General features: G+C 66.3%; 14 protein-coding genes and 1 pseudogene. 11 read left to right on the top strand and 4 right to left on the bottom strand.

The features are described from left to right. Window positions 1–88 precede the first annotated feature (88 nt). The 9 genes and pseudogenes from ACFCV3_RS39425 to ACFCV3_RS39385 all read left to right on the top strand — a co-directional run bounded on the left by ACFCV3_RS39425 (window position 89) and on the right by ACFCV3_RS39385 (window position 11,910). Window positions 89–1,003, top strand: coding sequence for an ABC transporter permease (locus ACFCV3_RS39425; protein ID WP_376039704.1), 915 nt, complete (start codon window positions 89–91; stop codon window positions 1,001–1,003). After that, window positions 1,000–1,893: a carbohydrate ABC transporter permease gene (locus ACFCV3_RS39420; RefSeq protein ID WP_376039702.1), complete on the top strand. Its 894-nt coding sequence runs from the start codon at window positions 1,000–1,002 to the stop codon at window positions 1,891–1,893. Before ACFCV3_RS39425 ends, ACFCV3_RS39420 begins: the two co-directional genes overlap by 4 nt. A 34-nt stretch (window positions 1,894–1,927) precedes the next feature. Then, window positions 1,928–3,613, top strand: coding sequence for an ABC transporter substrate-binding protein (locus ACFCV3_RS39415; RefSeq protein ID WP_376039699.1), 1,686 nt, complete (start codon window positions 1,928–1,930; stop codon window positions 3,611–3,613). Window positions 3,614–3,626: 13 nt separating this feature from the next. Further along, window positions 3,627–4,718: pseudogene (locus ACFCV3_RS39410) on the top strand (alpha-L-fucosidase); the annotation flags it as partial. After that, on the top strand, window positions 4,713–5,066 hold the full coding sequence (locus tag ACFCV3_RS39405) for an alpha-L-fucosidase C-terminal domain-containing protein (protein WP_376039859.1): 354 nt from the start codon (window positions 4,713–4,715) through the stop codon (window positions 5,064–5,066). The pseudogene ACFCV3_RS39410 and the gene ACFCV3_RS39405, both read left to right, overlap by 6 nt. Before the next feature lies 1 nt (window position 5,067). Continuing rightward, the gene (locus ACFCV3_RS39400; protein ID WP_376039696.1) at window positions 5,068–7,056 is read left to right on the top strand and encodes an alpha-galactosidase; all 1,989 of its coding nucleotides are present in this window, start codon (window positions 5,068–5,070) and stop codon (window positions 7,054–7,056) included. 95 nt (window positions 7,057–7,151) lie between these two features. Continuing rightward, entirely contained in the window at window positions 7,152–10,484 is a 3,333-nt protein-coding gene (locus ACFCV3_RS39395; RefSeq protein WP_376039694.1) for a sugar-binding protein, read from the top strand. A 90-nt stretch (window positions 10,485–10,574) separates the two neighbouring features. Next, window positions 10,575–11,441, top strand: coding sequence for a hypothetical protein (locus ACFCV3_RS39390; RefSeq protein WP_376039692.1), 867 nt, complete (start codon window positions 10,575–10,577; stop codon window positions 11,439–11,441). A gap of 25 nt (window positions 11,442–11,466) precedes the next feature. After that, window positions 11,467–11,910, top strand: a complete 444-nt coding sequence (locus ACFCV3_RS39385; protein ID WP_376039690.1) for a hypothetical protein — start codon at window positions 11,467–11,469, stop codon at window positions 11,908–11,910. Window positions 11,911–11,912: 2 nt separating this feature from the next. On the opposite strand, the gene ACFCV3_RS39380 is transcribed toward ACFCV3_RS39385, so the two are convergent. Genes ACFCV3_RS39380 through ACFCV3_RS39365 form a run of 4 tightly spaced genes read right to left on the bottom strand, consistent with a single transcriptional unit; the run spans window position 11,913 to window position 15,092 of the window. Further along, window positions 11,913–12,572: a metal-dependent transcriptional regulator gene (locus ACFCV3_RS39380; protein WP_376039687.1), complete on the bottom strand. Its 660-nt coding sequence runs from the start codon at window positions 12,570–12,572 to the stop codon at window positions 11,913–11,915. A 14-nt stretch (window positions 12,573–12,586) separates the two neighbouring features. After that, a complete protein-coding gene (locus ACFCV3_RS39375) occupies window positions 12,587–13,456 on the bottom strand; it encodes a metal ABC transporter permease (protein WP_376039684.1) in 870 nt (289 codons plus the stop codon). Further along, window positions 13,453–14,193: a metal ABC transporter ATP-binding protein gene (locus tag ACFCV3_RS39370; protein WP_376039682.1), complete on the bottom strand. Its 741-nt coding sequence runs from the start codon at window positions 14,191–14,193 to the stop codon at window positions 13,453–13,455. The genes ACFCV3_RS39375 and ACFCV3_RS39370 overlap by 4 nt, the downstream gene beginning before the upstream one ends. Continuing rightward, entirely contained in the window at window positions 14,190–15,092 is a 903-nt protein-coding gene (locus ACFCV3_RS39365) for a metal ABC transporter substrate-binding protein (protein WP_376039679.1), read from the bottom strand. Before ACFCV3_RS39365 ends, ACFCV3_RS39370 begins: the two co-directional genes overlap by 4 nt. 178 nt (window positions 15,093–15,270) lie before the next feature. Here ACFCV3_RS39365 and ACFCV3_RS39360 point away from each other — a divergent pair, with 178 nt between their 5' ends. Continuing rightward, window positions 15,271–20,874, top strand: coding sequence for an RHS repeat-associated core domain-containing protein (locus ACFCV3_RS39360; protein ID WP_376039675.1), 5,604 nt, complete (start codon window positions 15,271–15,273; stop codon window positions 20,872–20,874). A 62-nt stretch (window positions 20,875–20,936) separates the two neighbouring features. Further along, window positions 20,937–21,740: a hypothetical protein gene (locus ACFCV3_RS39355; protein WP_376039673.1), complete on the top strand. Its 804-nt coding sequence runs from the start codon at window positions 20,937–20,939 to the stop codon at window positions 21,738–21,740. The last annotated feature ends 18 nt before the right edge of the window (window positions 21,741–21,758 follow it).

Raw genomic sequence — 21,758 nt, 5'->3', positions numbered from 1 at the left:
GCCGTTCAGTATGGACCAATGTCGACATGCTCGCTACGATCCCGGCAATTCATATTATGAATCCGCTGGCTCAGGCCAGGAGGGTGTGATGGCAATCGACGGGCTGAGGCGCAGTTTCCAACGGCACTGGACCCTGTACTTGCTGATGGTCGTACCGCTGATCTGGTTCGCGGTCTTCAAGTACATCCCGATGTCGAACGCCGTCCTGGCGTTCAAGAACTTCAACGTGATCAAGGGCATCTGGGGTAGCCCCTGGGTCGGTTGGCAGAACTTCGAGCTGTTCTTCGCCAACCCCGTGTTCTGGAACCTGGTGAAGAACACGTTCCTGCTGTCGGTGTACACGGTCGCCGCCAGTTTCCCGCTGGCGATCGCGCTCGCCCTGGGGCTGAACGAGATCCGCAACGGCCTGTTCAAGCGGACGGTCCAGATGGTGACCTACGCGCCGTACTTCATCTCCACCGTGGTGGTCGTTTCGATGACGATCCTGGTGCTGTCACCGCGGCTCGGGATCGTCAACGAAGGCCTGGGCTTCTTCGGGGTGCCGGCGATCGACTTCCTCGGCAACCCGGACTACTTCCGGCACATCTACGTCTGGTCCGACGTCTGGCAGACCACCGGCTACTCCGCGGTGATCTACCTGGCCGCGTTGTCCGGGATCGATCCGGCGCTGCACGAGTCGGCCCGGATCGACGGGGCGAGCCGGCTGCAACGGATCCGGCACGTCGACCTGCCCGGCATCATGCCGACCGCGGTCATCATCCTGGTGCTTGCTGTCGGCAACATCATGGCCATCGGCTTCGAGAAGGCGTTCCTGTTGCAGAACCCACTGAATCTGAGTGAGTCCGAGATCATCGCCACCTATGTCTACAAAACCGGTCTGCTGAACGCCGACTTCAGCCTGGCGACAGCGGTCGGGCTGTTCAACTCGGTGATCAACTTAGTGCTGCTGCTCGCCGTCAACTGGGTCGCCAAGCGCGTGACCGGGAACGGACTGTGGTCATGAAGGCGCGCCGGATCCGGGAGCCCAGGACAGACCGCATCTTCCTCGTCTGTGTCTATCTGTTGCTGAGTGTCTTCCTCGCGGTTGTCCTGCTGCCGCTGCTCTACATCGTGGCCAGCTCGTTCAGCAGTCCGGAGGCGGTGTCGTCCGGCCGGGTGCTGTTCTGGCCGGTGGACTTCTCACTGCGTGGTTACAACGCTGTGTTCCAGAATCCGCAGATCGTCCAGGGTTACCTCAACTCGTTGTTCTACACGGTCGTCGGCACGATCGTCAGCGTCACGATGACGATCGCGATCGCCTATCCGATGTCGCGCCGGACGCTGGTCGGCCGCAACACCGTGATGACCCTGATCCTGTTCACGATGCTGTTCACCGGCGGCCTGATCCCGACGTACCTGGTGGTGCAGTCGGCGGGGCTGCTGGACACCCGCTGGGCGTTGATCGTTCCGCAGGCGATCGGGGTCTGGCAGGTGATTATCGCCCGCACCTACTTCCGGACCGCGATCCCCGACGAACTGGTCGAGGCCTCCCAGCTCGACGGCTGCGGCGACCTGCGGTTCCTCTGGTCGGTGGTGATTCCACTGGCCAAACCGATGATCGCCGTGGTGGCGCTGATGTACGCGATCACGCAGTGGAACTCGTACTTCGACGCCCTGATCTACCTCAAGAACCCGGACCTGTTCCCGCTGCAGCTGGTGCTGCGCAACATCCTGATCCTCAATACCACCGGCGGTGGCGCGGTCGACGCGTCCGTCGTCCTGCAACGCCAGCAACTGGCCGACCTGCTCAAGTACTCGCTGATCGTCGTGGCCAGTGTGCCGGTGCTGCTCATCTATCCGTTCGTCGCCCGCTACTTCACCAAGGGAATCATGATCGGCGCCGTGAAGGGCTGATCCTCCGCATCACCCCAACCCCTGTGAGGGATCTATGTCTGTACAGTTCACCAGGCGGAGGCGTGCCGCGATCGCCGGCATCGGTCTCCTGGGACTCGCGCTCGCGGCCTGCACCAGTAGCGGACCGGACGCCGAGCAGGGCAAGCCGTTGCCCACGATCACCGGTAATCCCGCGGTCACCCTCGACGTGTTCGCACCGCAGGCGGCCGACTGGAACCTGGCCACGAACGACTTCACCCAGGAGGTGAAGAAGAAGTTCAACCTGACGATCAAGTGGCAGACCACGACGTTCGACGGCGGCCCGGCCAAGGAGAAGCGGCAGATCTCGCTGGCCAGTGGCGACTACCCGGACCTGTATCTGCTGATCCCGTGGGTCGACCAGTTCAGCCCGTCGGATCTGCTGAAGCTGTCGAACCAGGGCGTCGTCGTACCGCTGAACCAGTTGATCGATCAATACGCACCGAACATCAAGAAGGCGCTCGACGCCTCGCCCGGCTACAAGGAGATGGCGACCGCGCCGGACGGCAAGATCTACGGGATGCCGCAGTGGGTGGACTGCTTCCACTGCTCCTACCAGGCCAAGTTGTGGATGAACTCTGCCTGGCTGAAGAAGCTCGGGCTGGAGCAGCCGAAGACCACCGAGGACATGCGGAAGGTGCTGCAGGCCTTCAAGACCCAGGATCCCAACGGTAACGGCAAGGCCGACGAGATCCCGCTGAGCGCCGACGTACGGGACGTTCTGATTCCGTACTTCATGAACGCCTTCATCTACAACCCGCAGGGCACCAGTGGTAACAACAACTCGACCCTGGTGCTGAACGACGGCAAGGTCGACATCCAGGCGGACAAGGACGGCTGGAAGAAGGGTCTCGCCTACCTGAACTCGCTGTACAAGGAAGGCCTGATCGACAAGGGTGCGTTCACCCAGAACCCGGACGCGCTGAGCCAGCAGGGCAATCACGCCGGCACGGTGATTCTCGGTGCCGCGACCGCGCTGCACTCGGGCATCTTCGTGGACATCGGTTCGGCGGACGGCCGCGACAAGGTGTACGACGCCGTACCGCCGCTGACCGGCCCGGATGGCGCGAACTTCACCGGCTACAACTTCCCGAGCGCGCCCGGCGCCACCTTCGTGCTGACCAGCAAGGCGACGCCGGAGGAGCAGATCCAGGCGATCAAGCTGCTCGACTACATCTTCACCGACGAGGGCCAGATCAACGCCTTCTGGGGGAAGGAAGGCAAGACTTGGCGCAAGCCCGAGGCTGGTGACGTCGCGCTCGACAAGTCGCTGAAGCCGTCGTACGCGCAGATCCCGCAGAAGCCCGGTGCGGCCCCGCCGAACTCCGGGTGGCAGGCGCTGGCGCAGTACAACAACACCGCGACCTTCCGGAACTCCGAGGCGATCGCCACCGACATCTACTCGCAAGCGGGCTACGAGCGCCGGCTGTACGAGGCGACCAAGCTCTACGCCGGTAAGGAGGACAAGTCCAAGATCTACCCGTACTGGAAGGTGTGGATCGATCCGTCGCTGGCCGGCGAGGTGGCGACCCTGCAGACCAATATCGACAACTACGTCCAGCAGAACGCCCTGCAGTTCGTCACCGGCTCGAAGAACATCGACAGCGACTGGGACAGCTACGTCAAGGGACTCGAGGGCCTCGGCCTGAAGCGGTACCTCGAGATCCAGCAGGCCGCCTACGACAAGATCCCCAACAAGTAACGCTGAGGAGCGACCAGTGCCGTACGACGCAACCTTCGAGTCCTTGGCCACATTCGAGTGTCCGGACTGGTTCCGGGACGCGAAACTCGGCATCTGGTCGCACTGGGGACCACAGTCCGTGCCGCGGTACGGCGACTGGTACGCCCGCAACATGTACCGCGAGGGGAGCGACCAGTATCGCTACCATCTGCGGACCTACGGTCACCCGTCGCAGTTCGGCTACAAGGACATCGTCCAGCTGTGGAAGGCCGAACGGTTCGATCCGCACGCGGTGATGGACCAGTTCGTCGCGGCCGGCGCCCGGTACTTCGTGGCGCAGGCCGTGCATCACGACAACTTCTTCAACTACGAGTCGGCGATCCACCCCTGGAACTCGGTCAAGGTCGGTCCGGGCAAGGACATCGTCGCGCTCTGGAAGGAGGCCGCGGAGCAGCGCGGCCTCCCGTTCGGCATCACCGAGCACCTCGGGGCCACGCTCGGCTGGACAGCGGTCAACAAGGGCAGCGACCAGCGCGGGCGGTACGCCGGTATTCCGTACGACGGCAACGATCCGGCGTACCGGGATTTCTACCTCGACAACCGGGGGTATCTGCCTGCCCAGGACATCGAGGTCCACGAGCCGTGGTACAGCAGCGATCCCGAGTGGCACCGCTACTGGCTCGAGGCCGTGACCGAGATGGTCGATCGCTACCAGCCTGACCTCCTGTACTCCGATGGTCCGCTGCCGTTCGGTGAATCGGACTACACGCCGGGTCTGCAAGCGGTCGCTCACCTCTACAACACGAGTGCGCGCATGCATGGGACGAATCGGGCCGTCTATCAGCAGAAGGATCGCCGGCCCGAGATCAGTGTGGTCGGTGTGATGGACATCGAACGCAGCCAGACCCCTGAGATCCAGCCTGCGCCCTGGCAGACCGACACCTCGGTCGGCGACTGGTTCTACAACGTCCGCGACGTCTACAAGACGCCCGAGCACGTCGTCGAGCTGCTGGTCGACATCGTGTCGAAGAACGGCAACCTGTTGCTCAATATCCCGCAGTTGCCGGACGGCACGCTCGATGTCGAGTGCTCACAGTTGCTCGACGAACTCGGTGCCTGGATGCGCGTGTGCGGTGAAGGCATTCATGGCACCAGGCCATTCCGGGTGTTCGGTGAGGGGCCGTCGAGTGTGACCATCGCCGGATTCACCGAGGACCGCGTCGACTGGACCGCTTCCGACTACCGGTTCACCCGCCGGGACAACACCGTGTACGCGTTCCAGCTGGCCTGGCCCGAGGACGGACGCAGCGTGATCCGCACCCTTGCAGACCACGAAACGGTCACCGGTGTCCGCCTCCTCGGTCACGGCCCGGTCCCGTTCGAGCAGAGCCACGGGGTCTTGGTGGTCAGACTGCCTGAGGTGCCGCCGGTTGCGGTCGCCAACTGCCTTGCCCTTGAGCTGCGATCCGCCTGAGATGGCCTTGCTGCGTTGGGACACGCCTGACCTGAGCCTGACGTTCGTCCTCGACGACGGGCCGGTACGGGCGACCGCCGGAGAGCCGGGGCCTGCCGGACCGGCGTTGGTGGCGGTGACGGCTGTTGGCCATGGGCACTTGTCGAGCAGTCATCGGCACATCGACACCATCCTTGGGCAACGGCTTCGCTACGTCGGCCACCAGGACACCGGGCAGACGTTGCGAATTGTTCAGGAGGACCCGGAGTCGGAGTTGCGGGTGACCAGCGTGTTCGTGGCCGGGGCCGGCGTACAGGCCTGGACCGAGGCGTCGATGGTTGGAGCCGGAAGGCTGGAGCTGACCTTCCTGTCGTCGCTGGTCATTGGGCTGCCGTCGGTCGACTTCGAGCTGTACACCGCCGCTAACAGCTGGATGGCGGAGAGTAGATGGTCAGCGCGGCCCTTGCGGTCGGAGCTGGCGGACATCGTGCGCGATGAGCATCGGCATGTCGCGAGAAGTCGGTACGCCGTCACGAGCACGGGGTCGTGGTCGTCGGGCGAGCGACTGCCGGTGGGTGTGCTGGTCGGGCCGGATGCGTTCGGCTGGCAGATCGAGCACAACGGTGGCTGGCACTACGAACTGGGGGAGTGCCGGTACGGCGGCTATCTCCTGCTGAGCGGCCCGACCGACCAGGAGCACCAGTGGAGTTTCGAGCTCACAGCCGCCAAGCCGCTGACCACTGTGCCGGTCTCGCTGGTGGCCGGGACGGATCGCGACAGCACCTTCGCCGCACTCACCCGCCAGCGACGAGCCGTGCGCCGACGGCGGCCTGCCGACGACCAGATGCCGGTCATCTTCAACGACTTCATGAACACCCTGCTGGGTGTCCCGACGACGGAGAAGCTGCTGCCGCTGATCGATGCGGCGTCGGAGGTCGGAGCGGACTACTTCTGCATCGACGCCGGCTGGTACGCCGAGGGCGACTGGTGGAACACCGTCGGTGCCTGGCAACCATCGACCACCCGTTTCCCGAACGGTCTCGGCGAGGTGATCGACCGGATCCACGCGCGCGGCATGGTCCCGGGGATCTGGCTCGAGCCCGAGGTGATCGGGGTCCGCTCGCCAGTCGCTCAGGAACTACCGGACGAAGCCTTCCTCACGCGCCGTGGTGCGCGGGTCGCCGAGTCCGGTCGCTACCTGCTGGACCTCCGCAGCGCCGCCGCCCGCAAGCACCTGAACGACACGGTCGATCGCTTGATCAGCGAGTTCGGCCTGGGGTTCTTCAAGTTCGACAACAACACGGTGACCGGGCCCGGAACGGACAAGGCCGGTACGTCGCTGGGCCACGGATTGCTCGAACACAACCGGGCCCTGCTCAGCTGGCTCGACGACATCCAGGCCCGGCACCCCGACCTGCTGATCGAGAACTGCGCATCCGGAGCGATGCGGATGGACTACGCGCTGCTGTCCCGTCTGCACCTGCAGTCCACGTCGGACCAGGAGCACCCGTTGCTCTACGCAACGATCACCGCAGCCGCCCCGGCCGCCGTACTGCCGGAACAGGCCGGTCACTGGGCCTATCCGATCGCCGGCAGCACGCGCGAAGAGTTCACCTTCGCACTGGTCAACGGCATTCCGGGTCGGCTCTACCTCTCCGGCCACCTCAACCGCATGAGCCCCGAGGAGCTCGATCTGGTGCGGTCCGCGCTCGCCGCGCATCGCGTCGTACTGGAGGATCTCGACACTCTGGTGCCCAGCTGGCCGCTCGGGCTGCCTGCCTGGACCGACGAGTGGGTCGCACTCTGCCTGACTGGGCCTTCGGCCTCCTACCTCACCGTCTGGCATCGGGCAGCCGGCCCAGCCACAGTCACCCTTCCGCTCGCCCGGTCAGCAGTCGAGCCGCACTTTCCCACCGACCTGGGCGACTGGAGCTACACCTGGACCGGTGACTCACTGACCATCACCACCAACGCCTCCGAGCCCTCCGCCCGCGTCCTCCGCCTCAGCTGACGGTTCGCTTGTTCGTGGAGTCTTGACGGCCGGGCGGGTGGCTCAGTAGCGTTCGCGACACGTTTTTAACGTTCTAATTCCGCTGGAGGGCGTCGATGAAGAGCCACGTGAGGCTGTTGGCGGCGCTCGTTGCCGGTGTGCTTGTGTCGTCCGCGGTGACGCCGTCGCCGGCTGCGCCGGTTCTGGCGGCGAGTTCGTTTGTCGTGAACGTGGCGAACCTGAGCGGCGGTGCTGGTACGGCGGGGCAGCTGGACCTGACGTCGTACGGCGAACTGGACTGGGTGCACGTGACCGGGAGCGGAACCGAGCGGAAGGCCGGTGTCTCGCCTGCGATCTCGGTCGAGAGTCTCGGCGGCGGACCGGACACGCTCACCGACAGCCCGCTGCGGTTCTCGTGGTCCGACGGGACCGGTACGGCGTCGACGCCGGGTGTCACGACTGGCGGTGTCTTCCAGCAGGGCGGGTACCGGATCACGGTGCCGGCGGCCGATTCGCTGCGGCGGCTGGTGTTCGTCGCGGGGGCTTGGCAGGCGCGGGGGACTGTCACTGTCGCGGGGCTCGACGGCCGGGGCGCGTATCCGGTCAAGGCTGCCGCGGACGCGACGGCGGCCGTGAAGCGTTACAGCGTGACGATCCGCCCGGGGGAGGGGATTGTTGTCACGGGCAACCTCACGGAGAAGCTCAATCCGAGTGGCAATCTGTCGTTGTCCGCGGCTGCCCTGTCGCCGGTCGGACCCTTCGCCGCGACCGCGCCGCCGATCACGATGAACCTGACCACCGAGGGGCCCGACGACTGGCTGCACGTCGACGGTTCCACGACCAATCGGCGTACCGGCGGGAACCTTACCGTCGCGAACAAGCAGTCCGGGGCCACGATCGGCGCGCAGAACGACAACCCGGTGACGTATTCCTGGACGAACGGCGTACCGATGCAGAGTCAACCGGGGACGCGGCAGGGCGGCATCTTCTTCGCCGACGGAGCCCCGGTGAACGCCGACCTCACCGATGCCTATGGCTACGACTTGACGATCCCGGCGGCCGCGGGCGGGCGGGCCGTGCGCTTCGTTTCCGGTGCCTGGCGCGCGACGGCGAAGATCTCGGTCTTCCTCAACGGCAGCAGTACGCCGGCTGCCGTGAGTACTGATCTGGTCAGCACCGATGCGCCGGTCACCAGGCTGTTCGAGCTCACGCTCGCCGCCGGCGACTCGGCCCGGATCAGCGCGCAACTCCTGCGGAAGTCCCATGACTCCGGCAACGTGACGCTGGCCGGGGTGACTGTCGCTGACACCTCGGCCGACGGCTATCGACGGCTCGCGCAGGATCTGCTCACGCAGATTGCCGCGACCGATGTCACCGCGGCGAGTGACCCGGCGACGCAGCAGCTCGACCGCGAGATCGCGTCGGCCCGGGACGTGCTGGCCGGCGGTGGTGATCTCCGGATCGCGTACCTGTTGCTGAAGGCTGCGTTCGACGAGGCGGTGTCGTCTGCGGCGAGTGCGGAGTACACGAGCGTGACGAACCCGGGACTGACGTCATCGTTCGGGTGGGAAGGTGATCTCAACGCACCGATCGCCTATATCGACGGCAGCTACCGGTTGCGCAGCCGAGGCAATCTGATGGTCACGTTCGGGGTCCCGGACATCCCGGGGAAGATCAAGTGGACCAATGCCGAGGGGTACCTGCCGGCCTTTGTCAGCGAGTACGCCAAGGACGGTCTCGCGGTGAAGATCGAGAACTTCGCCGACCTGGTCGTTGTCGGCGGCAACCGGTTCGAGGTGGCCTACTCGCGGATGACGGTGACGAACACGACCACCACCGAGGCCCGGCTGCCGCGGGTGTCGGCGGCGCTCACCCCGTTGACCGCCGCCGGGACCACGGTGGGGGCGGGGCAGACCGTCGTACGGGACTATGCCATCGCTGCCGATCGGTTCGGCGGTACGTACGAGTGGCCGACCGGGGCGCAGTTGCAGGCGGCCGGTGATTTCGGCAAGCATTACGCGCACATGCGGCAGTACTGGAACACGCGCCTGGCGGCGATTGCGGACATCACGGATCTCCCGGACAAGCGGCTGATCAACGCGTACAAGGCCGGCTACATCTACACGTTGATCATCCGCGACGACATCGCCGGCGCGAAACAACTGCACGTCGGTGAGAACGGGTACGACGAGATGTTCGACCACGACACGATCGGGATCGTGTCGACGCTGCTCACGATCGGCGACTTCAGGTATGCGAAGGACTACCTGTCGACGTTGCCTGCGCAGCTGCAGTACGACGACGCGAAGTGGAAGTACAGCTGGCCGTACGCCGTCTACCTGCAGCGGACCGGTGACAAGGACTTCGTCCGCAGCCGGTTCGAGGTGATCAAGAAGAACACGCACACGATCGAGACCGACCGGATCGACGGTGGCACCGGGATCATCAAGCAGACCTTCGCGATCGACTCGCTCGGCTACTGGACCATCGACAACTGGTCCGCGCTGACCGGGCTCACGACGTACCGGTATCTCGCGACCGCGCTCGGCGAGACCGCGGAGGCCGCGTGGGCGAAAGCGGAGTACGACGACCTGTTGCGCGTGGCAACGGCCCGGATCGAGCAGACGATGCGGGAGCACCACCTGGACTACCTGCCGATCTCGATGGTCGAGCCGAACGAGACCGGACCGCGTGCGGATCCACGCGATGCGAACTGGGCCTCGATGTTCCTGTTCGGGCGCTGGGCCTGGGACGGCTACCTGTTCGGCGCGGAGCAGAGCGGAACCATGCTCGACACGATCGATGCGACGTACACACGCGGTTTCGAGCGTCGCAAGGACATCTCGGACACGATCTACAACTTCGGTGGCTATCCGCACGGCTACTTCTCCAGCGCCTACAACGCCGGCTACGGAAGCGCGGCCCTGCGCGGTGAGCAGTACCGCGACCTCGGGATCAAGGCCTACCAGTTCATGATCTCCCACGCGATGAGCGGGCCGTTCGGCTGGTGGGAAGGTGTCGACTACCCGAGCGCGGACTCGCCGTGGGACATCGACCACGCCCGCGGTGGCGGCGGCTCGAACCAGCACATGTGGGGACAGTCCACCGCCACCAAGGTCCTCTTCGACTCGCTGATCTCCGAGAAGTCCGACGGCACCGTCATCATCGGCCGCGGCGTACCCACCGAATGGATCCGCGACCACCAGAAGATCGGCCTCAACCGCTACCCCGCCCGCAACGGAACCCGCCTCGGCTACCAGCTGACCACCACCGGCAAGCGCGTAACCATCCGCTTCACCGGCCCACCCACCACCTACAGCCTCGAACTACCGACCCTCCGAAACAACATCGCCCACGTCTCGGTGCGAGGCGCCACGATCAACCAGACAGCCGGAACCATCAAGCTCCCACCCGGCACCCACACAGCCACCATCACCCTCAAGAACTAGGGCGCTGTCAGCCGATTGAAAGCGGCCTGAAGGCGGCCTGTCAGCGGCGGGCTGCAGTCTCGTTCCCATCGAGCATCGAAGGGGAACGAGATGACGAGGACAGGGCGCCGTGGCGCGGTTCTGATGGCGGCAGCGGGGCTGGTTGCGGTGGTCGGGGTGACCGTCGTACGGCCGCAGCTCGGTGCGGCGGAGGCGGAGCAGGCGGGTGGCCCGGCGCAGATTTCGGTCGATGAGGTCGACGAGCTGGAGCGGGCCGAACAGATCCTGATCCAGCGGTGCATCGAGCGGGCGGGCTTCCAGTACACGATCGTCCCGCGGTTCGTGGACCCGGTGCCGTTCACCTTCAGGTATGTGGTGGACGACGTCGGGTGGGCGGACAAGCACGGCTACGGTACGGCGTTGCGCCGGCAGGCCGAGGCGAAGGTCGATCCGAACGAGCGGTACTTCCGTTCGCTCCCGCCCACCAGACAACAGGCCGTGGCGACCGCCCTCAACGGACCCGAACCGACCGGTCTGACTGCCACCCTTCCCGGCGGCCAGGTCGTCCAGCACAGCGACAAGGGCTGCCAGTCCGAGGCACAACGCGAGCTCTACGGCGACCTGCCGACCTGGTACGCGTCCACCAAGGTGATCGAGAACCTGAAGGGTCACCGGTTCGGGATGGTGCTTGGCGATCCGCGGTACCAGGCGGCGCTGCCGGCGTGGTCGGCGTGCATGCGAGACCGGGGCTACCGGTTCGCGTCACCGGACGCGGCGCGCGCCGAGAAGTTGTCCCAAGCCGTCGAGCTCCGGCAGGCCGGCGCGGAGGCCCGGTGTGCGAGCAGTACCGGCCTCGGCGCGCTGGTTCGAGAGCTCGACACCAGTTATGACGCGCAGTTGCGTGAGCAGCATCAGTCGCTGCTCTCCACACGCGTCGACCTGCAGCGGCGCGCGCTTCCGAAGGCGCGAGCGCTGTAAATCCCAACCTAACGAGGAGAAGAAAATGCGATTCCTGAAGAAGGCAGCAGCGGCAGGTGCGATTCTCGTCGCGGCCATGGGTGGCGCGGTCGTGAGCACGACCTCAGCGTCAGCAGCGGTGACCGCGCCACCGCCGGATGGGCACGTCTACGCCTGGCTGGACATCAATGCCGGTGAGTTCTACCACTGCCGATGGGTGGGCAACGATGACAACTGGTCCACCTGCACGGACTGGAACGGCGTTGCGCGCAACATGCAGGACAGGGCCAGCTCGGTCCAGAACAGGGGGTACTCCTGGGCTGTGAACTTCTACAACGACATCAATCGCGGGGGCGCTTGGGCCTGTCTCAGCAAGGGAGATTACTGGCCGGACCTGAGGAACCAGCGCTTCACCAGAGGTGGCGGCGCAGGGCACAACTACCCGATGGAGAACAGGATCAGCTCACACCTGTGGGTTTCCAGCTGCTGAAGTCAGTTGGGGGAGACTCGGATGGAGCGGGCGGCGGTGAGGCCGAGGATGTGGCAGGCGCCGTTGTAGTCGACGTCGATGGTGCCGATGGCGTCCTGGCGGCGGTGGACCTCCAGGGCGGTGCCGATGGTGATGCCGAGCTCGGCCAGGTGCCGCAGGAGGTCTGGGTCCTCGTCGGAGACGCGGGCGACGCGGACGTGGCGGCCGGGCTCGATGGTGTCGAGGGCTGCTTGCTCCACGAGGGTGACGGTGCCGTCGGCGCGGGGGATCGGGTCGCCGTGCGGGTCGTGGTCGGGTTCACCGAGTTTCGCGGCGAGGCGGTCGGCGAAGGTGTCGGAGACCGCGTGCTCCAGTACCTCCGCCTCGTCGTGGACCTCGTCCCAGGTGTAGCCGAGGTACTCCACCAGGAAGGTCTCGATCAGTCGGTGTTTGCGCACGGTGGCCAGCGCCAGTCGCTGGCCATCGTCGGTCAGCTCGATGTCGCCGTACTTGGCGTGGGTGAGCAGACCGCGCTCGGTGAGCTTGCGTACGGCGCCCGACACCGAGGAAGGTGCCAGACCGAGGCGGGTCGCGAGGACGCCGACGGTGACCGGGCCATCCGACCACTCGCGGGCGTTCCAGACGACCTTCAGGTAGTTCTCGGTCACCTGTGTTTCTGCCACCGCTCGCCTCCCCGTCATCCGTTCGCGACCGCTCGCCGGGACCAGCTTGCCAGATACGTGCTCACCAGACCCCGGCGTGGACCGAAGAGGTGGACCAGGGCGAACGTCACACCCTGGGTGACCACGACCAGTCCGCCGGACGCGGCGTCGAGCCAGTAGCTGAGGTAGATGCCGACGACCGAACTGGTCGCTGACAGGGCTGGCGCGATCACCAGCATGCGGGTGAACCGGTCCGTCAGCAGGTACGCCGTTGCCCCGGGGATGATCAGCATCGCGACGACCAGGATGACGCCGACGACCTGCAGCGCCACCACAGCGGTCAGGGCGAGTACGCCGAGGAGCAGTCCGCCGAGCCGTCGCGGGGACAGCCCGATGGCGTGGGCGTGGACCGGGTCGAACGCGTACAGGGTGAGGTCACGGCGTTTGAACAGCAGGAGCACCAACGCCACTGCGGCCAGTACGCCGATCTGCAGCTGGTCGGACTGCGAGATACCGAGGATGTTGCCGAAGATGATGTGGTTCAGGTCGGTCTGGCTCGGGACGACCGAGATGAGGACGAGGCCGAGGGCGAACAGGGTCGTGAACACGATCCCGATCACCGCGTCCTCCTTGATCCGGCTGGTACTGCGGATCGCGCCGATCAGCCCGACTGCCAGGAACCCGAACACCACCGCGCCGATCCCGAACGGCAGGCCGAGCAGGTAGGCGAGCACGACACCAGGCAGTACGGCGTGCGACACGGCATCGCCCAGCAGGGACCAGCCGATCAGGACGAGCCAGCAGGACAGTACGGCGCAGACCACCGCCGCCACGACCGTGGTGACGAGAGCCCGCACCATGAAGTCGTACGAGAGCGGCTCGAGCAGGAAGTCCATAAGAGTCATGAGATGGTGTCCTGTTCGAGGGGGTCCAGGCCGAAGCAGCGGGCCAGGCTCTCGGGACGCAGTGCCTCGGAAACCGAGCCCTGGAACAGGATTCGCCGCAGAAGCAGGATCGCCTCGTCGGCCAGGTCGGGCAGTGCGTGCAGGTCATGGGTGGAGACCAGGATCGTCCGCTGGTCGGCGGCCAGTTCGCGGAGCAGCCGGACGATGGTGGCTTCGGAGCGTTTGTCGACGCCGGCGAACGGCTCGTCCAGGAACATGATGCCGGCCTCCTGCGCGATCCCGCGGGCCACGAACGCCCGCCGCCGCTGGCCACCGGACAGCTGCCCGATCTGCCGGTGCGTGTACTCGCTCAGCTCGACCCGGTCGAGTGCCTCCGCGACGGCGGCCCGGTCGGCTCGCCCGGGGCGCCGGGTGGGGCCGAGCCGGCTGTAGCGGCCCATCATCACGACGTCGTGGACCGATACCGGGAAGTTCCAGTCGACGTCCTCGCTCTGCGGGACGTAGGCGATCGTGCCGTGCCGCCGAGCCTCGGCGGCCGTGCGCCCGGCGATCCGGATCTCGCCCTGGTCCGGGCGGACGATCCCCAGCATCGCCTTGAACAACGTCGACTTGCCGGACCCGTTCATCCCGATCAGTCCGGTGACCCGCCCCGACTCCAGGCGCAGGTCGACCCCTTCCAGGGCGACGATCTCGCCGTACCGGACAGTGAGATCGCTGACCTCGATCGCGGCACTCACGGGCGACCTGTCAGACCGGCGATGATCGTCGCCGCGTCGTGCCGGATGAGATCGAGGTACGTCGGCACCGGGCCATCCGTCTCGGACAGGGAATCGACGTACAGGACACCGCCGTACTTCGCGCCGGTGGCGTCGACCACCCGCTGCATCGGCTTGTCGGAGACGGTGGATTCACAGAACACCGCGGGGACCTTGCCCGCGCGGACGAACTCGATCGTGGACGAGATCTGCTGCGGTGTGGCCTGCTGCTCGGCGTTGACCGGCCAGATGTACTTCTCGGTCAGGCCGGCGTCGCGGGCCAGATACGAGAACGCTCCCTCGCAGGTGACCAGGGCGCGCTCGTTCTTCGGCAGTCCGGCCAGACCGGTGACCAGTTCGTTCTGCACGTCCTGCAGTTTTGCTTGGTACGCCTTGCCGTTGGCCGCGTAATCCGCCGCGTGCGCGGGGTCGAGTTTGCTGAAGGCCGTGACGATGTTGTCGACGTACGTGCGGACGTTGAGCGGGCTCATCCAGGCGTGCGGGTTCGGCTTACCGGCGTACGCGTCCTGGGTGATGTCGAGGACCTTGACCCCGTCCGAGACCACCGCATGTGGCGCCTTCGCGCTCTCGACGAACTTCGCGAACCACGACTCCAGGTTCAGCCCGTTGTCCAGGATCAGATCGGCCTTCGAGGCCTTCGCGATATCACCCGGGGTCGGCTCGTACCCGTGGATCTCGGCGCCGACCTTGGTGATCGACTCGACCGCCAGGTGATCGCCCGCCACGTTCCGGGCGATATCGGCCAGCACCGTGAACGTCGTCAGCACGACCGGCCTGCCGTCGGACCGCGCCTGACCGGGCAGCGTGCACCCCGCCAGCAGCAGCACGGCAACCACGAGCGACAGCGACCTTGTCCTCATCCTCCGAATCTAAGAGTTCGGTGGACCGAAAACAAGTATTCCGCCTGTCGAAAAAATCTCGGACCGCAGGTTTCCGCGACATTCGAAAGGTCGGCTGCTGACAGGTCGCTGACAGGGGCCGACCGAGATGGTGGCGCGACGGGCCGGGTCGGCCCACCGTCCTGTCCCAGGAGGAATCATGCGGCGTGTCATCGCGACGCTCGTCTCCGCCACCCTCGTGGCCACCCTTGTCCAGGCGACACCCACCGCAGCCGTCATGGCCGCCTCGGGACCGTCGGTCCCGCTACCGAACACCTCATCGGTCCCCGTGTCAGGCCAGTCGATGGGATCCCGCCCAGCGGACTCCGCGAGCCTCGACGCATTGCACGGCGACCCAGACCCCGGTGGCAGCGAGGCAGGCGAAGGCGCCGGTACGCCGTCGGCCACGCCGCTGTCGCCCTCGTCGACGTGGGACGTGTCGGCGCAGACGGGTGACTTCAGCTGGTCCTACCCGCTCCGAGTGCCGCCGGCCCCAGGCGGTCTGCAACCCCAGTTGGCGCTGTCGTACACCTCCTCGGCGGTGGACGGCCGGACCAGTGCCACGAACAACCAGCCGTCCTGGGTAGGGGACGGGTGGGATCTGAACCCTGGTTTCGTCGAGCGCACCTACGGCGGTTGCGCGGCGGACAAGGAGGGCAGCAACCCGGGTGAGAAGGTCGGCGACCTCTGCTGGCGCAGTGAGAACGCCACCGCGTCCTACCCGGCCGGTGGTGGACGGTTGGTCCTCGGCAAGGACGGCTGGCGCCAGGAGCACGACAACGCCGCCAAGATCGAGCGGCTGCCAGGTGCGGGCAACGGGGCCAAGGACGGTGAGTACTGGAAGATCACCACGGTCGACGGGACGCAGTACTTCTTCGGTTCCCGCCCCGACGCGAAGTCCACCTGGACTGTCCCGGTGTACGGCGATGACGTGAACGAGCCCTGTCACGCAGCGACTTTCGCCGAGTCGGCGTGTACCCAGGCCTGGCGATGGAACCTGGACAAGATCGTCGACCGGCACGGCAACACGGTGCAGTACAACTACGTGACCGAGACGAACAAGTACGGCCAGAACGGCAAGGACACTGCGGTCACCTACATCCGGGGCGGCTGGCTGACCCGGATCGAGTACGGGCTGAACGCGGCCGTCGCCGGCCAGGCAACGGGCCGGGTCGAGTTCAGTACGGCGGAGCGCTGCGTGCCCGGCAGTACCTGTGCCTACAGCAAGAAGGAGAGCTTTCCCGACGTACCGCTGGATGAACTCTGTGACGCTGCCACGTGCAAGGACCACTACTCACCCAGCTTCTGGACGACCAAGCGCCTGGACGCGATCACGACCCAGGTGCTGAAGAACGGTCAGTACTCCGATGTGGAGCGCTGGAACCTCCACCAGCAGTTCCCAGCGCCTGGTAGTGGCGAGAACGCCGCTCTGTGGCTGCAGTCGATCACTCACACCGGTCTAGCCACGGGTACGCCGATCACCCTGCCCCCGGTCACCTTCGAAGGCTCGAAACTCGCCAACCGCGTGCACCTGGCCGACAGCCTGTCGCCGATCCTGCGCTACCGGATCACCGGCATCGTTTCGGAGTACGGCGGAGTCACGTCGATCAACTATGCGAGCGTCGACTGCACCACGGCTCCGGCGAACCCGGAGTCGAACACCAAGCGCTGCTTCCCGGCGACCTGGGCCGGCAAGAACTTCGCCGAACGCACCGACTACTTCCACAAGTACGTGGTCGCGTCCGTGATCCAGTCCGACCGGATCAGCTCCAACCCGCAGCAGGAGACCCACTACGAGTACGGCGATGCCGCCTGGCACTACGACCGCTCGGAGTTCACCCCGCCGGACAAGAAGAACTGGAACGAGTACCGCGGTTTCGCCGTGGTCAAGATCCGCGGCGGTGCCGCGAACGATCCGGCCGGCCCGGTGACCCTGACCGAGAAGCGCTTCTTCCGCGGGATGCACGGCGACCGGCTCAACCGGCAGGGCGGCACCAAGGTCGTCCAGGCCGAGGATTCCGAGCACGTGAAGCGCAACGACGACCAAGCGCTGGCCGGCAAGGAGTTCGAGACCATCACGTACGACGGCACCGGCGCCGGTGTCGTCACGAAGACCATCACGCAGTCCGTCGTGTCGGCGCCGACCGCGACCCAGGGCAGCTTCAACGCCCACCTCGTCAACCCGGCCATCGTGAGCACCTACACCACGCTGGCGGCCGGTGGGCGGCGCAAGACCGAGAGCGAAACGAAGTACGACGAGTACGGCCTGGCGAAGACGGTCGACGACAAGGGCGATCTCGGTACGGCGGCCGACGATCGCTGCATCACCACGACGTACGCCCGGAACACGGCCAAGTACCTGATCGACTTCGCAGCCCGGGAGGAGACCGTCGCCACTGCGTGCGGGACGACGCCGAGCTTCCCCACGGACGCGATCACCGATGTCGAGGCCGGGTTCGACTCGCAGCAGCCGGGAGCGGCGCCGACAACGGGGGACATCACCACGAACCGGCAGTTGGAGCAGCGGCCGTCCGCAGGCCCGGTCTACACGACGGTCGGGACCACGAAGTACGACGTACACGGTCGCGTGATCGAAAGCGCGAACGCGCTGGGGAAGATCACCCGGACCGCCTACCTCCCCGCGACCGGGGGACCGGTCACCAAGGTCACCGTGACCAACCCGCTCGGGCACACGACCAGCACCACCCTCGACCCGTCGTACGGACAGCCGACGCTGGCCACCGATGCCAACGGCCGGGTGACCGAGACCAGCTACGACGCCCTCGGTCGCTCCCTCGAGGTCTGGTTGCCGAACCGTCCTCGCGGTGGCAGCCAGCCACAGTCGCCGAACTTCCGCTTCAGCTACGAGATCCACAACGACGCGCCCACCGTCGTCACGACCACCAAGCTCGGCCCGACCGGCCGCTACACCAGCAGTCACACCCTGTACGACGGGTTGCTGCGCGCACGGCAGACCCAGACGCCCGCGCCGGGTGGCGGGCGGCTGATCACCGATACCCGCTACGACTCGCACAGCCGGGTGACGAAGACCACCGGGGCCTATTTCAACGATGCGGCGGTGGACAAGACGCTGTCTGTTGCCAATGACAACCAGATACCGGGGCTCACGGTCACCGAGTACGACGGTGCCGGGCGAGCGGTCGAGTCGATCTACAAGGGAGCCGGTGCCGAGAAGTGGCGGACGAGCACCCGCTACGAGGGCGACCGCGTTCATGTCGACCCACCGGACGGCAGCACCGCCACCACCACGATCGTCGACGCGCAGGGCCGGACGACCGCGTTCCGCCAGTATCACGGCGGCACACCGTCCGGTGCGTACGACGAGACCGCCTACACCTACACCCCGGCCGGCCAGCTCGCCTCCGTGGCCGATGCCCCTGGCAACCGTTGGGACTACCGGTACGACCTGCGCGGTCGGCAGGTTCAGACGAAGGACCCGGATCTCGGCACCAGCACCTCGACGTACGACGTCGCCGGTGACCTCAAGACCAAGACCGATGCGCGGAACCAGACCATCACCTACACCTATGACGACCTGGGCCGTCGGCTCGCCGGTCACCTGGGCTCGACCACCGGACCGAAACGGGCCGAGTGGACCTATGACCGGCTCGTGAATGGCTTGGAGGCAAAGGGTTTGCAGGCGTCGGCCGTCACCTACGACGCGACCGGCAAGGCCTACACGACCAATGTGCTGGCCTACAACCAGCTGAACCAGCCTTTGAAGACAGCTGTCACGGTGCCGGAGGACGGCGCGGCGGGTGACGACCGGCTGGCCGCCACCTACGTGACCAGCAAGAAGTACAACGTCGACGGCAGCGTGGCCAGCGAGACGCTGCCTGCGATCGGTGAGCTTCCCAGTGAATCGATCTTCCACACGTACGACGATCACGGCCGGCCGCTGAAGACGTACGGCGGTCCGGACGGCAGCGGCACCACCGACTACGTGCAGCAGACGGACTACACGTCGTACGGCGAAACCCAGCGGCTCCATCTGGGTGAGAACGGCAAGCGGGCCTGGCTGTCGTTCTACTACGACGACCACACCCGGCAGCTCAGTCGTGCCATCGTGGATGCCGAACTGCCGCGCCCGATGCAGGCTGACGTGAACTATGGCTACGATCCGGCCGGCAACATCACCTCTATTGCCGACACTGCGCTGGATCGGCCCGCTGACCGGCAGTGCTTCCGCTACGACCATCTGCGCCGGCTCACCGCTGCCTGGACGCCAGGGAACGGTTGCCAGACCGAGCCGTCGACGGCAGCACTTGCCGGACCGGCGCCGTACTGGCAGGGCTGGACCTACAACGGGATCGGCAACCGGTTGACCGAGACCGACCACAAGAGCGCTGTGGTCAGGCGTTACAGCTACCCGGCCGCGGGCCAGCCGCGTCCGCACGCGGCGACCACGGTGAGCACTGCGCCGGTGGGTGCCGCCAAGGCCGCGACGGAGAGCACCTTCCGGTACGACGCGGCCGGCAACACCACCGGCCGGAACGATCAGCAGCTCGACTGGGACATCGACGGACGGCTGACCGCAGTGAGCGAAGGTGGTCAGACGACCAGGTTCCAGTACTCGGCAGAGGGCGAGCGGCTGGTTCGCAGCGACGCGGACACCGCGACCGTCTACCTGCCGGGCCAAGAGCTCGAACTGGATCGAACCACCGGTGCGCTCGACGCCACTCGTTACTACCAGCATGGTGGCCGGACGATCGGAGTCCGCAGTGCGGGGTTGAACTGGCTGGCCACGGACCAGCAGGACACCCCGACGACCGCGATCGACGCTGCGAACCAGTCCGTCGTACGACGGCAGCAGTTGCCGTTCGGTGAAGCGCGCGGTGTAGTGCAACCCTTCCCCGGCGAGAAGGGCTTCGTCGGCGGAACCACTGACGAGGACACCGGCCTGACCCACCTCGGCGCCCGCGAGTACGACGCGGCGCAGGGCCGGTTCATCTCCGTCGACAAGGTGATGGACGCGGGCGACCCGCAGCAGATCCACGGCTACGCCTACGCCAACAACAGTCCAGTTACCTTCAACGACGCTTCCGGGTTGTACATGATCGGCGGCGAGGACGATCTGGGGAACCAGTACGGGATCAGCTACATGGGCGGGCAACAGACGGTCATCGGCTCCGCCGGCGCGGTGAAGGGTCATGGAACCAACCGCCGTGACACCTCGAAGATCGCGCAACCGGGTGCACCGGCGCAGGAACAGCGGCTGGCGCGGGAGCGACGGGAACGGCAGGCGGCGGCGATGGCGCGCGAGCTCGAGAAGCGCGCCGGTCCGCAGAACAAGGACTTCCTCAAGCAGTTCCAGGACAAGATGTCCGGGCATCTGAACGAGGGCACCGAGTCGGTATCGCTCTGCGCCACGGCATCAGCCGGTTTCATCGTCCAGTTCGATTCCGAGATGTGCGTCACCGGCGACAACTACGGGATGACGTTCAACGTGGGCGACAAGACGAGCTTCCAGCTGAGCGGCGGGGTCAGAGCCGGCGCCTCGCTGAAGTTCCACACCGAACGGGCCGACCAGGTGAACAGTTCCTTCAGCCAGACCGTCTCGGTCGGTGTCGAGATCGTGCCGGTGTTCGGCGGCGGCGTGGACTACGAGGTGGAGCGGCACGGGACGAACTCGACGTTGAGCGCGAATGTCTCCTGGGGGCTGAAGGGAGCGGTCGGACCGAAGTGGACCTTTGACGGCACCACCACCAACTACGGCTACATGTTCCGCTGGCGGGACCTGTAGGACCCTGGATATCCGTGGTGACACGGATATCCAGGCCGGATCCGGGCTGTCATCATGGGCCGATGGGGTGGAAGGCGCTGGCCGCGGGGAGCGTGCTGACCGGCACGGCGGCCGGCGCTGCCCTGGTGACGCTCGGTGGGTACCGGCAGGGTTTCCGGTACGGCGGCGACGCGCCGCCGTTCGTCCTGTCGATCACCATTGCGGTGGTCGCGTGTTCGGTGGGCGCGTTCCTGGTGCACCGGCAGGCCCGGGTGGTCGGGCGCCGGCTGCTGGTGATCGCCGTACTGCTGTGGATCTATCTCGCGGCGACCGCCGTGGCCGTGAGCCAGGCAGGGATCGGGGGACAGCGGGACGTGGTGGCCTGGGCTGCCGTCCTGCTGCAGGCGACCGGGCACATCCTGCCAGTGGGGTTGCTCGAGGCAACTTTCCTGGTGGCGCTCGCCCACCTGAGCGGTGTTCGCGTGCGACGGATCATCATCGGGGTGACGGCGTACTCGGCCGCGTATCTGCTGTTCGAGCTGATGACGACCGAGGTCGGTCCGTACGAAGGGATGGCGCCGCTGTGGCGTCCCGACGGCGTCGAGGCGTGGAGCTGGCTGGCGGCCACTCCGTGGATGGCGACGGTGGTTGTCGGTCCCGCCATCATCTGGCGGTCGCTGGCCCGGACGACTCGGGAGAACCGCCAGCAGGTACTGCTGCTCGCGATGGTCTCGCTGGTGCCGGTCGCGACCATTGTCTTCTGCCTGCTCTCCGGGCTGCTGGCGTTCGGTCTCGAGCTGCTTCCGGCCTCCGTTGGTGAAGCGGGCCTGGCGATCGCGTTCGGTATCCCGTTTATCGTGTGCCCGCCTGCGCTGGTCGTAGGTTGAGGTTCCGTCGCGTGACAA

This window comes from Kribbella sp. NPDC056345, from assembly GCF_042262745.1.
GTDB lineage: Bacteria > Actinomycetota > Actinomycetes > Propionibacteriales > Kribbellaceae > Kribbella.
Note: the sequence above shows the minus strand (reverse complement) of the source record. Positions and strands in the feature narration are given on the sequence as shown.